This is a genomic window from Trinickia sp. (assembly GCF_051953955.1).
In the GTDB taxonomy this organism is placed as follows: Bacteria; Pseudomonadota; Gammaproteobacteria; order Burkholderiales; family Burkholderiaceae; genus Trinickia.
The window spans coordinates 38,970-53,468 of record NZ_JBQCIF010000022.1; the positions used below are offsets into that span (position 1 = coordinate 38,970).

13 protein-coding genes are annotated in these 14,499 nt (G+C 63.2%); 6 read left to right on the plus strand and 7 right to left on the minus strand.

Going from position 1 to position 14,499, the window contains the following annotated elements; genetic code table 11:
* The first annotated feature begins 9 nt into the window (after nt 1-9).
* Nucleotides 10-2,322, plus strand: a complete 2,313-nt coding sequence (pbpC, locus tag ACTHNZ_RS04170; protein WP_440541235.1) for a penicillin-binding protein 1C — start codon at nt 10-12, stop codon at nt 2,320-2,322.
* A 13-nt stretch (nt 2,323-2,335) separates the two neighbouring features.
* Here the strand turns inward: pbpC and ACTHNZ_RS04175 are convergent, their stop codons facing one another.
* The 3 genes from ACTHNZ_RS04175 to ACTHNZ_RS04185 all read right to left on the minus strand — a co-directional run bounded on the left by ACTHNZ_RS04175 (nt 2,336) and on the right by ACTHNZ_RS04185 (nt 6,495).
* Nucleotides 2,336-3,829, minus strand: coding sequence for an MFS transporter (locus ACTHNZ_RS04175; RefSeq protein WP_440541236.1), 1,494 nt, complete (start codon nt 3,827-3,829; stop codon nt 2,336-2,338).
* 107 nt (nt 3,830-3,936) lie between these two features.
* Entirely contained in the window at nt 3,937-5,178 is a 1,242-nt protein-coding gene (locus ACTHNZ_RS04180) for an MFS transporter (RefSeq protein ID WP_440541237.1), read from the minus strand.
* Between the two features lie 141 nt (nt 5,179-5,319).
* Nucleotides 5,320-6,495: a hypothetical protein gene (locus tag ACTHNZ_RS04185; protein ID WP_440541238.1), complete on the minus strand. Its 1,176-nt coding sequence runs from the start codon at nt 6,493-6,495 to the stop codon at nt 5,320-5,322.
* 35 nt (nt 6,496-6,530) lie between these two features.
* Between ACTHNZ_RS04185 and ACTHNZ_RS04190 the strand changes: the two genes are divergently transcribed.
* On the plus strand, nt 6,531-6,803 hold the full coding sequence (locus ACTHNZ_RS04190) for a hypothetical protein (protein WP_440541239.1): 273 nt from the start codon (nt 6,531-6,533) through the stop codon (nt 6,801-6,803).
* 173 nt (nt 6,804-6,976) lie between these two features.
* On the opposite strand, the gene ACTHNZ_RS04195 is transcribed toward ACTHNZ_RS04190, so the two are convergent.
* From ACTHNZ_RS04195 to ACTHNZ_RS04205, 3 genes are all read right to left on the minus strand, one after another.
* Entirely contained in the window at nt 6,977-8,251 is a 1,275-nt protein-coding gene (locus ACTHNZ_RS04195; RefSeq protein WP_440541240.1) for a DUF445 domain-containing protein, read from the minus strand.
* A 251-nt stretch (nt 8,252-8,502) separates the two neighbouring features.
* Entirely contained in the window at nt 8,503-9,477 is a 975-nt protein-coding gene (locus ACTHNZ_RS04200) for a LysR family transcriptional regulator (protein ID WP_440541241.1), read from the minus strand.
* A 92-nt stretch (nt 9,478-9,569) separates the two neighbouring features.
* Nucleotides 9,570-10,136: a GNAT family N-acetyltransferase gene (locus ACTHNZ_RS04205; protein WP_440541242.1), complete on the minus strand. Its 567-nt coding sequence runs from the start codon at nt 10,134-10,136 to the stop codon at nt 9,570-9,572.
* Between the two features lie 458 nt (nt 10,137-10,594).
* Between ACTHNZ_RS04205 and ACTHNZ_RS04210 the strand changes: the two genes are divergently transcribed.
* The 4 genes from ACTHNZ_RS04210 to ACTHNZ_RS04225 all read left to right on the plus strand — a co-directional run bounded on the left by ACTHNZ_RS04210 (nt 10,595) and on the right by ACTHNZ_RS04225 (nt 14,071).
* Complete coding sequence (locus ACTHNZ_RS04210; protein WP_440541243.1) at nt 10,595-11,404, plus strand: alpha/beta hydrolase family protein; 810 nt, start codon at nt 10,595-10,597, stop codon at nt 11,402-11,404.
* 229 nt (nt 11,405-11,633) lie between these two features.
* Entirely contained in the window at nt 11,634-12,155 is a 522-nt protein-coding gene (locus ACTHNZ_RS04215) for a PAAR domain-containing protein (protein WP_440541244.1), read from the plus strand.
* Entirely contained in the window at nt 12,152-12,880 is a 729-nt protein-coding gene (locus ACTHNZ_RS04220) for a VRR-NUC domain-containing protein (RefSeq protein WP_440541245.1), read from the plus strand. The genes ACTHNZ_RS04215 and ACTHNZ_RS04220 overlap by 4 nt, the downstream gene beginning before the upstream one ends.
* A gap of 9 nt (nt 12,881-12,889) precedes the next feature.
* A complete protein-coding gene (locus tag ACTHNZ_RS04225) occupies nt 12,890-14,071 on the plus strand; it encodes a DUF3396 domain-containing protein (protein ID WP_440541246.1) in 1,182 nt (393 codons plus the stop codon).
* A gap of 225 nt (nt 14,072-14,296) precedes the next feature.
* Here the strand turns inward: ACTHNZ_RS04225 and ACTHNZ_RS04230 are convergent.
* Nucleotides 14,297-14,499 (minus strand): hypothetical protein (locus ACTHNZ_RS04230; protein ID WP_440541247.1); only part of this gene is annotated, 203 nt, incomplete at its 5' end.

Here is a 14,499-nt window from a genome sequence, read left to right on the forward strand (position 1 = left end):
GGAGAGCGCATGCAGTCGAAGCGAAGCGCGGCGAGCGCACGTGCGGTGCTCTGCGCGCTGCTGATCGTGGCGGCGCCGTGCGCGCACGCGCTGCCGACGTTCGAGCAGGTCCGCGCGCAATGGCGCAGTTCCGATTGGCTGCTCCTGTCGCGCGACGGCGTGCCGCTCGAGCGAACGCGTGTCGACAAGAAAGCGCGTCGCGGCGATTGGGTGGCGCTCGCCGACGTCTCGCCGGCGCTGCGCGAAGCGATCGTCATGTCGGAAGACAAGCGCTTTTACGAGCATAGCGGCGTCGATTGGCACGGCGCCGCGGCAGCCGCGTGGGCCAATCTTTGGAATACGCGCACGCGCGGCGCCTCCACGGTCACGATGCAATTGACGGGGCTTTTGAGCGATGAACCCGAGCGCTCGGGGCGACGCTCGATCGTGCAGAAGGCGGGGCAGGCCGTGGACGCGCTTTGGCTCGAACGGTCTTGGCGCAAGGATCAAATTCTCGAAGCGTATTTGAATCTCGTGCCGTTTCGCGGCGAGACGATCGGCCTATCGGCATTGTCGTTGACGTTGTTCGGCAAGGCGCCCAGCGGGCTCGACGAGCGCGAGTCCGCCATCGCCGCGGCGTTGATTCGCGCGCCGAACGCGCCATACGAGAAGGTCAGCGAACGGGCGTGCCGCATCCTGCGCGAGATGAAGGCGCCCGATCATTGCGAGAATCTCGACAGCTATGTCGAACTCGCCTTTGCTCGGCCCGCTCCCGCCCTCCTGACGGTATCGCCCGACCCCGAATCGCTGGCGCCGCATTTCGCGCGGAGAATTGCAGGGCAATTGCATCCCGTCGCGGGCGCGCGCGTCGTGACGACGCTCGACGCCAAGCTCCAGCGCTTTGCCACCGATACGCTCAGGCGAACGTTGGCCGAGCTCAACGCGCCGGCGCATGCACGCAACGTCCATGACGGCGCGGTCGTCGTGCTCGACAACGCGACGGGCGACGTGCTCGCCTGGGTCGGTTCGTCGGGCGGGCTCTCGAATGCGCGAGACGTCGATGCCGTGCTGGCGCGGCGTCAACCGGGATCGGCGCTGAAGCCGTTCCTGTATGCCGAGGCGATCGACGAGCACCGGCTGACGACGGCATCGCTGCTCGACGATGCGCCTATCGATCTGCAAGCGGGCGGCGGGCTCTATATCCCGCAGAACTACGACAAGGACTTCAAAGGCTGGGTGAGCGTGCGCACGGCGCTCGGTTCTTCGTTGAACGTGCCGGCGGTGCGCACGATCGTCTTGGTGACGCCGCACCGGTTCGCGAAAACGCTGACGGCGCTCGGGCTGCCGCTTGCGCAAAACGGCGACTACTACGGTTATTCGCTCGCGCTCGGCAGTCCCGACGTGACGCTGCTCTCGCTGACGAATGCCTATCGCGCGCTCGCCAATGGCGGCGTTGCCACGGCAACGCACGATTTGCCGCCGCCTCCAGCTTCGCGCGGTCGGAGGGACGCTGGAACCCCGCACCGCGTATTCAGCGCGGACGCGACGTACATCATCACGACCGTGCTGTCCGACAACAACGCCAGAACGCGGACGTTCGGGTTCGACAGCCCATTGGCGACGCGGTTTTTTTCAGCGGTGAAGACGGGTACGAGCAAGGATATGCGCGACAACTGGACGATCGGCTTCACGTCGCGCTATACCGTCGGCGTTTGGGTGGGCAATGCGGAAGGCGATGCGATGTGGGACGTATCGGGCGTGACGGGAGCGGCGCCGATCTGGGCCGCGATCGTCGGATATCTGCATCGGAACGTGCCGAGCGTGGCTCCTGCTGCGCCGCCCGGCGTCGTTCGAATGCGGGTGACGTTCGAGCGCAACGTCGAGCCCGCGCGCAACGAGTGGTTTCTCAAAGGCACGGAAATGCCGACGGTGCATCTGGCGGCCGATGCGAACGGGGCATCGGAGCGTTCGACGTCGTACGCGCCGCCTCATGCGCCGCGCGCGCAGAGTGCGGCTGCTCCCGGTATCGGCTCGCCGACCAGCGGTACGGTGTTCGCGCTCGATCCCGACATTCCGCCGGAGCGTCAGCGCATCGTGTTCGAGCGCGCGAATGGGGCGTCGACGCGCAGCGCATGGCGGCTCGATGGGAAACCGTTAGGTCATGCCGAGCGCGTGCTGTGGATGCCGTGGCCCGGCCGGCATGTGCTCGAACTCGTCGATGCGAAAGGGGCGAGCGTCGATGCGGTGCGCTTCGAAGTGCGTGGGGCGACGGCACGGACGGCGACGGAGCCGGGTTCGGCACGGGCCACGCGCGGCGGGGCCCCGGCACGGACGGGACGATAGCGGGCTTTCTCTCTCAATGACGCGTCCGCAAATTGTCTCCCGCATTATCGGCCAACCGAACGTATCCCCAGATCGAAACGAGCGTGAGCAACCCGGCGCTCAAAAACGCTAGCCGAAAATCCGAAAGCGTGAACGCGTGCTGCGCACCTTCGCCGTTCAAGGCGGACGCAGCCCGCAGCGCGAGCGCCCCAAACGCGATGCCGAGCCCCGTGGCCATTTGCGCCGTCGCGTTCCAGAGCGTATTGGCGGCGCTCATCTGGGGCGACGGCACGTCGGCATAGGCGAGCGTCGCCATCGTCGAAAACTGCATCGAACGCGTGATGCCGTAGACGAGCACGACGAACAGCGTCCATGCGAGCGGCGCTGTCGGCGTCAACAGCCCGCATGCGATCGTGAATGCGCCGCAGACCATGCAATCGATGATCGCGACGTGCTTGAAGCCGTAGCGCTGCAAGATCGACGTCGTGAGCGCCTTCATCCCGAGATTGCCGAGCGCACTCGCGAGCAGCAGCAAACCCGATTGGAACGCCGACAGGCCGAAGCCGATCTGAAACAGCAGCGGCATGAGGTAAGGCACGGCGCCGATGCCGATCCGCGTGATCGACCCCGTCATCACCGTCACCGAAAACGTGGGAATCCTCAGCGTCGAGAGATCGATGAGCGGATGCGCATGCCGCCGCGCATGCCGAACCGCGCCGACGCCCACGAGCACGCCGAGCACGACGCACGAGAGCCCGACGAGCGGATTCGTACCGGGTTGGCTCGCTAAGTCGGCGCCGTAAAGAATGGCTGTGAGCGCGAGGCCGCTCAATGCCAGGCCGCCGAGATCGAGCGGCCTGCGCTCGTCGCCGCGCAGGTTCGGCACCCATGCCGCGACGGCGCACAGCACGGCAAGACAAACCGGTACGTTCAATAGAAAGATCCAGCGCCAAGACGCGTAGGTCGTAATGAACCCGCCGAGCGGCGGTCCGATCACGGGCGCGACGATGCCGGGCCAGGTGATCGTGGAGATCGCTTGCATGAGGCGCCGCTTGTCGGTGCTGCGCACGACGATCAGCCGCCCGACGGGCACCATCAGCGCACCGCCCATGCCTTGCAGCACGCGCGCGCCCGTGAATTGGACGACGTTTTGCGAAAGGCCGCACAGGACGGACGCAATCGTGAACGTGACGATCGCCGAGAAGAAGACGCTGCGCGAGCCGAATCGATCGGCCACCCAGCCGCTCGCCGGAATGAAGATCGCAAGGGCGATCATGTAGGCGCTCATGCCGAGACTCAATGCGTTCGGACTGGTTGCGAACGCATGCGCCATCTGCGGCAGGGCCGTCGCGATGATCGTCGTGTCGAGATACTCCATGAAGAACGTTGCCGCCACGACGTAGGGCAGGGGGCCGAGCGGGTGTCCCCCGGCCGGGCCGCCATGCTTCGATGAAGTGTTGCTGCCCTGCCCAGGTGCCATCGTTCGAGGCGAGTCGCGCCGTATGTCGGTTTCTATTTGTTGGGTCATGTTGACGTGTGATTGCGCTTTTAAAAAGCGAGCAGACGTTCATTTAATCGAATTGTCGTTGTGCGCGCAACCGAGGCGAGGTTTTTGCTGGGCGCGATCGGTGCCGGTCAGTCGTCGGTTGTGCCCGCCGCTCGAAGCCGGCGTTCCGCGGCCAACGCGCGCGCCGCGACGAAGGCCGCCGCGAAGCCGGATGCCGCACCGACGACGATGGCCCAACGCGGACCGCAACGATCGGCGACCCAGCCGACGATCGGTGCCCCGAGCGGTGTGCCCCCGAGTGCGACGGCAAGGCGGATCGCCATCACGCGTCCTCGCATCGCCGGCTCGGTCGATAACTGCATCAGGCTGTTGGTTGTCGTGAGAAACATCAGCGAGGCCATGCCGATGACGACGAGCGAGGCGCCGAACGTCCAATAGCCGGGTGCCAACGCGGCGACGGTGCAGCCGGCTCCGAAGACGATCGACGCGACGAGCATCGAACGAAAACGCGGATGGTTCGCGCGAGCGCTGGAGAGCGCGCCCGTGACGGTGCCGAGCGCCATCATCGACGAAAGCGCACCGTAGCGGCTGGCGTCCACGTGAAAGACGCTGACGGCCATCGTCGAAATGAAGATCGGAAAGTTCAGACCAAACGTGCCGATCAGAAACAGCATGATCACCGTGGCTTTCAAATCGGGGCGCGCCCACACATAGCGAAAGCCGGCCAGAAGCCCGCCGCGCGTGCGCGACGCCCGCACCCCGGTGCGCAACTCGTGCGTGCGCATGAACCACAGCGAGGCCAGCACGGCCGCGAACGACAATCCGTTCAACACGAAGGCCCAGCCCGTATCGACCGACGCAATGACGAACCCGGCTACCGCGGGGCCGACCATCCGTGCGAGGTTGAACGACGTCGAATTGAGCGCGACGGCGTTGGGCAACTCCGCATCGCCGACGAGCTCCGATACGAACGTCTGGCGCACGGGTGCATCGAGGGCGGTGGCGCATCCGAACAGGAACGCGAACAAATAGACGTGCCACAGTTGCACCACGCCTGCGATCGTGAGCACGCCAAGGCCGAATGCGAGCGCACCCTGTGCGGCTTGTGTAAACATCAACAGCTTGCGCCGATCGAGATGATCGGCGGCGTATCCGCTGACGGGCAACAGCAGAAGCTGCGGGCCGAACTGCAGCGACATCACGATGGCGACGGCGGAGGCGCTGTGATGCGTGAGCCCCGTGAGCACGAGCCAGTCTTGCGCCGTGCGCTGCATCCAGGTGCCGATGTTGGAGACGATCGCACCGGCTGCCCAGACTCGGTAGTTGAAGTAACGAAGCGACCGAAAGACGCCTGCTGCGATGTCGCTCATGTCGATCGGCCGCAATCCGCTTCTTAAGCTCTGAACGCTCTATCTTACCTTCATATCAAGCACCGAGCGGGCGTGCCCGCCGCACGCAGCGCAGCGCTACGTTACGTCGCGTTACGCTACGCGACGTGTCCGCTTGCGGGGCTACTGCGGCTCGTACCACGAGTACGTCGCCAGCGTGCTGACGGGCGGCGTGCCGATCTGTAGCGTGACGTCGCGATGGGACGTCAACTCGATCGCGCGCAAATCGCCCATGTAGCGGCGCGATTCGCCGTTGTCGTTGATATAGGCGACGACGTCGCCCGTAATACCGGCAACGTTCGTGTTCGTCAGCGGCTCGCCCCAGATATCGAAGAAATTGCCGAGCGTGTAGTTCTTCACGGTGGGCGCTTCGATATGGATGATGCCCGTGTGATCGTGCGTGTGCATTTCGTAGTCGCACGATGCAGGCAGGCCGATATGTTGCGGCAAGGTGAGCCATTGCCCGTTGTAGACGATCGCCAAATGCGCGTGAACGTGATAGTTGACCGCCATCCCGGGCGAGCAGGTGATGCCGTCGACGTCGGCGCCCGAACCACCCGTGGCCGTGTCGCCGTCGGGCCAATAGGGCGTGGTGCCCACCGTTCCGCCATAGACGAGCGTGATCGGGTTGGGATCGAACGGAGGCGGGTCGGCCCACGTGTAGGTGGGAATCTGAGTGAGCGGGGTGCCGATCACGAGCGTCACTTCGCCTTGCGGGGGCAGCACGAGGTTGGTCAGATCGCCCGTGTATCGGGTCAACGTGCCGCCGTTGTTGACGTAGGCGGTGACGGTCGCGGCTTGGATCCCCGCCACGTTCGTCGAACTGAGCGGCTCGCCCCAGACGGAGAAGAACTCGCCGAGCGTGTACGCCGTGCCGCTCGTCACGTCCATGTGGATCTTGCCCGTCCCGTCGACGGTGTTGAGCGGATACACGCAACCTCGCGGTGCGGCCAGCGTCGGTTGGACGCTGCCGATGCCCGACGGCAGCGCGAGCAACTGGCCGTTCTCGTAGATCGATAAATGCGTGTAAGCGTAGGTATTGCCGGGCACGGTGCAGTTCAGCCCGTTCACGGCTTGTCCCGTTCCGCCCGACGAGGTCGAGCCCGACGGCCAGTTCGCCGTGCCGAGCGTGGCGCCGTCGGTGACCGAGCTGGCGGCTGCGAGCGTGGGCATCGAGTTGCCGGCGCTGCTGCCTGCACCCGGACCCGTGCCGGATGAGCCGCCGCCACCGCCTCCGCAGCCTGCCAGCACCAGAGCTACACCGATCGCTAGAAAGCCTGAACTGATCTTATGCAACATATCGCCCCTGTTTTGATAGTCGATGGTTCAATCGAATGGACGCAAACGCGCACTGCCGAAAGCCGGCCGCGCAGCCGGAGGCATCGAAGGCCTACGTGCTTGCGCAGGTGATCGTTTCTGCTGGTGTCGTCGCTCGCGGTTCCGCTGCTTCGCAGTCGGACCGAGTGGTCTCGCCGCACGGTGACGTGCCGGTGGATGAGGGAATGGAACTGTGTCGTGTCGTTGTGGATTGTGCGTTCTGCGCGATGAAGCGTAGCTGCGGCGCATTTATGCGGCAAGGAAAAAAACTCGAGCGTACCGATGCCTAAACCCGCATCGGCCTCGGAGCGCGCTCGAAAAAAATCGAAAGAAATTCCAACGCACGAGCGCAGGCACGAAGCTTGCGCTCGCAACGAGTTTTTGCCGTCGTTGCGCTGCGCTGCGAGGTTTCATTTACCGGTGCGGGTCATTCCGGCACCCGCGTTGCCGATGGCCGGGAAACTCAGAACACGAGGACGTCGAGCGTGTGGAGCACGAGCCCGACGATGCCGCCGATGACGGTGCCGTTGATGCGGACGAATTGAAGATCGCGTCCGACTTCGAGTTCGATTTTTTGCGTGACGGTATCCGCGTCCCAATGGTGGACCGTCTCGGAGATGAGGCGTGCGATCGCGTGGCGTTGTGCGGCGATGGCCGCGAGCATCGTTTCCCTGAGCCACGCATTGAGCCGCTCGCGCATCGCATCATCGACGAGCAGTCCCTTGGCGATCCCCGCAATCGCTTCCTCGATTCGCGCCCGAATATAGGAATGAGGCGCTGCCGCATCGCGCTCGATGCTGGCTTTGATATCGCGCCAGATCGATGCCAGATATTCCCTGAGGGCTGGATGCTCGATGAAGCGATCCTTGAGAGCCTCCCACTTGGCGAGGTACTCGGGTGACGTCCGCAACTCGACCAAGAATTGGCGGATCGCCTCGTCGAAGCCGCGGCGCCACGCGTGCTCGGGGTTTTCGGCGAGTTCTTTGAGCGTGTCGTCGACTACGGCGATGAGATTGTCGGAGACTCTTTCGTCGATCGACAGCTTCTTCCAAATCCAGGCCGTGCTTTCGCGCACGCGTTGGCGAACGAGCGGCTTGTGCTCCTCGAATAGGTGGGTCAGTTGCTCGAGCAATTCCGTGACGACGGCTTGATGGCGATCGTCCTCGAGCAGCGTATCGGCAATGGTGCCGACGATGAGCGGCGTATCGACGTCGCGCACACGCTGTGCAACGTTGTCGTGGATGAAGCGCCGGACGTCTTCATCGTCGATTGCGGCAAGCAGGCTCGGGAGGAAGTCGAGCGTCCATTGGGCGATTTGCCGGCCGCGTTCGGGGGCGGCCAGCCAATGCGCGAACTGAGTCGTGAAGTCGATTCGTTCGAGCTTGCCGGCGATGAGCTCGGGGGCGAGGAAATTCGTTTCGACGAAGGTGGCGAGATTTTCGCCGATGCGGTCTTTGTTGCGAGCAATGATCGCCGTGTGCGGCAGCGGCAAGCGCAACGGATGCCGGAATAGGGCGGTGACGGCGAACCAGTCGGCGATCGCGCCCACCATGGCAGCCTCGGCCGTGGCGCGCGCGAAGCCGAGGGCGGGAAAGCGTGGCTCGAGGATGCGCGAGATGGCGTAGACGCCGGCCATGGCCGCAAGCAGCGCGGTGGCGAACAGTTTCATCCGCTTGTACGCGCGCAGCTTGGCGTCGGGGTGGCGGGTTTCGGCGCGTTCGGCCGGCGTGTCGTTCATTTATATTCGGTATCTCAGTCCTCATGTGATCATAATGGTCGCATCTTCGTGGCCGATTCGTGGTGATACCTGTCAGCCATTCGTTCCCGCTCGGAAGCGGACTTCGGACCCGTACGGGCTTGCATGCAAGTTGGTTTCCGATCGGAAACGAACTGATGGCGCTTCGCCCCATTTCCTTTATTCGATCCCGATCGGGTACGAAAGAGCACGAAAGCTTACGCTGAGCTAGCAACCGAATGGCGCGCTATGCCTCACGCCGTCACCGCATCGCGCCGCGGCCGCTTTTGCGTGTCCGCCGCCTGCTCGGCCGTGCGCGACACGTCCTCCAACGCCGGCATCGAGTCGAACAATTCGGCGATCCACTCGGCGAATGCCCGCACCTTCGCGGACAGATGCCGATTATGCGGATAGACGATCGAGATCGGTTTGGGCTTCGGATTCGACCCCGGCAACACTTCTTTCAGCGAGCCGTCGAGCAGATGCGGCAGCGCCATGAACAACGTCGGCTGGATCATGCCGAACCCTTCGACGGCGCAGGTGACGTACCCATCGGCATCGTTGACGGTGATGAGGCTGTTCATCTTGGCCTCGACGGGTTCCCCATCGACGATGAACACCCAAGGGATGGGACGGCCGCCATGCGCGGCACGGAAATTGACGGCGTAGTGCCCGGCGAGTTCCTCGATGGTCTTCGGCTCGCCGAATTTGGCCAGATACCCGGGCGACGCGCACGTGACGCGCTTGAGCATGCCGATGCGGCGCGCCACCATCGACGAATCCTCGAGCGGCCCGACGCGAATCAAGCAATCGACGCCTTCCTCGACCGGATCGATGAGGCGATCCGACAACCCGAGATCGAGCGTCACGTCGGGGTAGCGTTGATGAAACGTCGAAAGCGCGGGGATCACGATGCGCCGCCCGAGCGAACTCGGCATGTGAACGCGCAGCAGGCCGCTCGGCTTGCGTTTGCCGGCTTGAAAGCTCGCGTCGGCCTCGGAAATCTCGGCGATGATCTTGATGCAATGTTCGTAGTAGGCGGCGCCGTCCGGCGTCAGCGACAGCCGGCGCGTCGTTCTGTTCATGAGCCGCACGCCGAGAAACGCCTCGAGGCTTTGAATGATCGTCGTGACGGATGCACGCGGCATGCCGAGCGTTTCGGCCGCGCGCGTGAAGCTGTTTGCGTCCACGACACGCGTGAAGACTTCCATTGCTTGAATGCGGTCCATGCTCGCTCCCTCGAAAACCAACGGAACAGAATAGTCCCCTTGGCACGACGGATTCAAGCCCCTCGAGCCGATTTTTGCAAAACCGGTGGCACTCAGACGGCCGGATTGATCAGCGCCGTCAGGACGTGATCGGCCCACGCACCGTTGATTTTCAAGTAGGCCCGCGCGTATCCCTCGCGCTCGAACCCGAGCGCGCTCAATAGCCGCTCGCTGCGTGTGTTCTCTGGCCGATAGCTGGCCATGATCCGGTGCAGCCCGACGCGTTCGAACACGTAATCGATGGTCGCCGTCAGCGCTTCGCGCATCAGGCCGCGGCCTTCGCGCCGATGATCGATCGAATAGCCGAGATGGCAGGCCAGAAACGGCCCTCTGACGATGTTCGTGAAGTTGCATTCGCCGATGACGGTATCCCCCTCCAGCATCAACCAATGCAATGCTTCGCCGGCAGCCATGCCGTTCGCCATGGTGCGGGCGCGGGCCGCCATCGTATCGAGCGTGAAGAAGTCGCTTCGGCGCAGCGGCTCCCACGGCTGAAGATGCGCTCGATTATCGATTTGGTACTCGAGCAGTTGATGAGAAAAAGCGACGCTGGCCGGCTCGAGCACGATGCGCTCGGTGACGAGACGATGGTCGAGACGCGGCGAGAGGATCGACGTCATTGTGTCCGGCGCGTGAAAGGGGCGCGCAGAGCGTATCTCGCCGCAAATGCGGCGTCAACGCACTACCGCACACGCGCCACCGCGCGCGTAGCCGCGCAATTATGGTGAATCTGGCCGGCGAGGCTTGTCCTACACGGGAGAGGCGTTGGACGACGGCTAGTATGCCGTCAGAAATACCGTCACATGACCGTGTTAGTGGCGGGGCGAAGATAAACGACGTTGGACTACCCGCATTTCATCGCAAGACGTCTGACGCGGCACTGATCGTAGGGTATAAACGATGCCGTGAGCCAGCCTCGACGGCACGATATGCACGCTGACGCAACGACTGGTTGCTGCAGGCGCCGAGAAGGCTGTCCCGACAGTACGGTACTACCGCGTGGATAGCCCACGTGTGATACGAATCAATCCAATTGAGGCGGAGCGCGATGATGCGACTGCGCCACGGGGAATCAAACATGAAGCGTTTTTGTTATGCAGTGACCGCCTTGCTCGTCGCCGCACATGCCTATGCGGCTCCGCTCGACCATGGGGACCTCGTCAGCTTTGCCTCGCGAGCGGGCGTGACGCAAAGCCTTTTCATCGAGTCGCCAACACCGGCCCCGCCGCTCGTCGTCATCCTATATAGCGGTGGGGACGGTACGCTCCAACTCGACGAAACGGGCGCAACCGAGATGCACGGCAACTTCGTCATTCGCACGGCACGGTATTGGGTCGAACATGGCTACGCGACTGTGTTGGTCGATGCGCCCTCTGACCGCGAACGCGCGGGGATGAACGATTACTACCGGCGCGGCAAGGATGCGCTGGCCGACCAACAGGCTGTTATCGAGCAGGTCCGCAAGCGCTTCCCGACTTCGAGGATTGCGCTGGTCTCGACGAGCCGCGGGACCGTCACCGTGGGCAACGTGCTCGAGCACGCCCCCGGTCTAGCTGACCTGTACGTGCTGACGTCGCCCGAGTCGGGCGGCATGCGGCATCCGGGAATAGCAGACTTGGATGTACCGAAGGGCTACGAGTCGCGTACGCTGATCGTCTCGAACGAGCATGACGTCTGCCCCGTATCGACCTTCGATGGCGGCAAGGGTCTCGCGTCGCGCAACAAAGTCGCGTTCGTCGCGGAGGATTCGAGCGAGGGCGGCGGGGACATGCGCGCCAACTGTGGCGGTCATTCGCCGCACGGCTTTCTTGGTGTCGAGCAAAAGACGCTCGACGATATTAACGACTGGATGCGCCAGAGGTTGGTGGCCACTGCTCCTTCGGAGTAGCGAGAGCAGCGTAGGTGACACATTGTTGCTAGGCCATCCGTCGAACCCGCGGTTCCTCTCACGAGTCGCGTGTCTGCGGTTCGAGTCCCCGGTATTGCCGTCTCCGGAATTTCATGGAGCGTCGCGGCAAAGAATGTGGCTCACGACAACTGCCAACAATGACAGGGTGGCTCGGGGAAAACCCGCCGTGCTACATTCCTGCGACTAAAAAAAGAGAGGGCATTGCAATATGAGTTTTGCGTTCATTCGCGAGGGCGACACGACCTCGCATGGCGGTCGTGTGCTTGCATGTTCGCCGGAGAACAAGTCGGACGATGTCGCAATCGCGCTCTTGGGCGACAAAGTATCGTGTCCCAAGTGTCGTGGGGTCTATCCGATCGTCGGGGTCAAGAACCTCGGTGTGACGTTCGATGGTCGGCCGGTTGCCTCGGAAGGCGATACGACCGCATGCGGCGCGACGCTCATCGCCTCGCAAAACAACACGACGGCCGAGCCGACCAGCGGTCCGGGCGCGTCTATCGGCGGTGGTAAGAGCGTGCTATCGCAAGCGAGCACGGACACGTCCCATCGCGGGCGATTTCAGGTGCTCGATGATGTCACGCGGAAACCGATCGCTGGACACCCCTACACGGTCACGTCGGCCGACGGCCGAGTACTCCAAGGTAAAACGGACGCGAACGGATTCACCGACTGGCTCGAAGGGCACGAGGCTTCATCGCTCTTGTTCCATCAGCCTGGAAGCGACGCATGAGCGGATACGCCCCGGGATCGTCGTCCGGGGGAATGAGCCCGGGCGACGGTCAAACAACCAAGGTCAGCGTAGGCGCCGCCAGGCTGTCTCCGAAGGACCGGGAGGTTCTGTGCCGCGTCTTCTGCAAATGCAGGTCCATTGGTGTCGCGACGCAGGCCGGGAGAATACAGCGTCAGCGCTGCGTCGAGCAGCGCCTGAACTTTGCAAATGAAGTATCCAAAGATGGAACTGGTGTCCCAACCGAGTACCGCCCCGAGCAGCCGTATGACATGACCGAAGAGCCGCCGGCGCCGATCATGGATTACGACGATCCGCTGGAGCCTCACTCGAGCGTCCGTCAGTGGATTCGGGATGTCTGGCCCAGCAAAGGCAAGAAGTACCAGTCCGGGGACGTCCGCCGTCCCGACGTAGTGATCGTGAACGATCCGTCGGGACCGCCCGTACAATCGAACATCAAGACGGTTGTGGAGATGAAGTTTCCAGGGGATAGGTATCGGCCCGATCAGGAGGACGACTACGTCGAAATCGCGGGAAGTCCAGCGAAGTTTGCGCACCTTGGCGCCACCGAATGTGGGTGCGGTGACGATGATGGACAGAAGAAAACGGCGCCCTCTAGGCAACCCGCGCCGCAATCCGATCTGGACGAACTGTACGGTGGTGGGAGCACCGCTCCTGGGGGACCTCCACTCCCGCCGATGCCGCCCACCCCAGCCCCTGCTTGGTAAGTTGATACGATGACGAACGATGAGATCGAAGCCTGGGCCAAAGATCCGCGCCGCGCGGATACCATGCCTTTTGGGCTCTACGAACCCGCACACCGCAAGGGCGTCACCGGCGCAGCACTGGTCGTCCGAGGAGTGCTGTACTTCCGCAATGGGTTCACCCCCGAAGTCAGGCAAGCGCTCGTGCGTTGCTTCGAACAGTACAGCGCTGCCATCACCGACTACCACCGCGCCCTGCAAGAAGCGGCCGGCCAAACGCCCTCGAAGACTGGTCCCTTGCGCTGGTTCTACGCCGAAGGGGAAGATCCGGCCGCATACGACCAGGCCCCGGGGTTCGAACGCCTTGCGCGTACGGTCCCTGCCAACCAGACGCTCGCCGTTGCGATGACGAGCGCCGAGCACAAGCTGGCCACGGGCTTCTACGATTTCACGGTGTTCGCCCTTAGCGACTGGAAGGCTGAACGCAAGCGCGGGCTCGACGGACTCGCCTTTTCCGTGCCGAGAGCATTCCTCCTGCACCGCCCCGCCGTTTTCCAGGCGATGTTCAACGCTTTCGCTGAAGCGCTGCCGACCGTTCACGGACACGCGGGGTTCGCTGTGAATGTACCCCCGATGGATCGCCGGCCCAACGAAGCGAGCGAGTATTTCTACGCGCGTCGGTTCGGCCCGGGCATCGATGTCGGCGACCCGATGCGTTCAAACGTCCGCAAACTGTTCACCAAGATCAAGACCGTAGATTGGCTGAACGCGCTTGATGCAGATCTGGTCCGCGAGGTCGGCGGAGCGTCATCGCTCGTGCTCCCTCCGGACTGGTTCATTCGCGAGCCGCTCAAAAACGGAGGTTTGCTTATCCAAGCGGGCGCTGCGCCTGAATCCGGAATCTCTAACGGCCCGGGAAAGCCTGTCGCACCACCGGCGGCGTACGTCCTGCTGAATCAAGCATTGCGCCCGATCGTGGCGGATACGCTTGACACGCTCCAGGACGGGACGCTCGACAGCACCGCGCCGCTTTTGAGCACAGTAGTCGCCACGGAAGGTTGGTTGCGCCGGTTCGACGTGCCGGAAGACCAGCTCAATATCTGGTGGATTGAGCTGCATAAGACGCCCAAGGTTACGGACGAGCACACGGTTATCGTAGAGCAAACGCGTAAGCTTCGAGAACGGATGGGTCTTCCGGTCGAACCGAGTAGTTGAGAGCTCATGGAAGGAGCGGAGCGAAATCTCGCGCCAAGGGGCGAGGCACCGAGGTCTTTCGCGATGAGCCCACGGCGCACTTCCGCCTCGATCGACGTCACCCGCTAGCTTTGAACAATATCTGGGATGTTCGTGCACGACGGAGAAATGTCCAGTTTTCGGAAAAGTTGTTTAGTAGCCGCTCCCGGTCGACGGGCGGCATTTGCTGAGGCGAGGGCCCGCTCCTCAGGTATCAACATCATCGAAGATACTCCGGGTGCCATGTGGCTTATCGACGGTCTCGGCTGCGCCAAGCGATCGGGGCGCCCTATCTGGACGTTCACGGTCGTTGTCATTGATCCAGTCTTCTGCCAGATTGATCTCGCGATCAATGATCCGAACGGCTTCAGTGTCATCGCCAAACTGTTTCTTCAGCGTCTTGAAGCTTT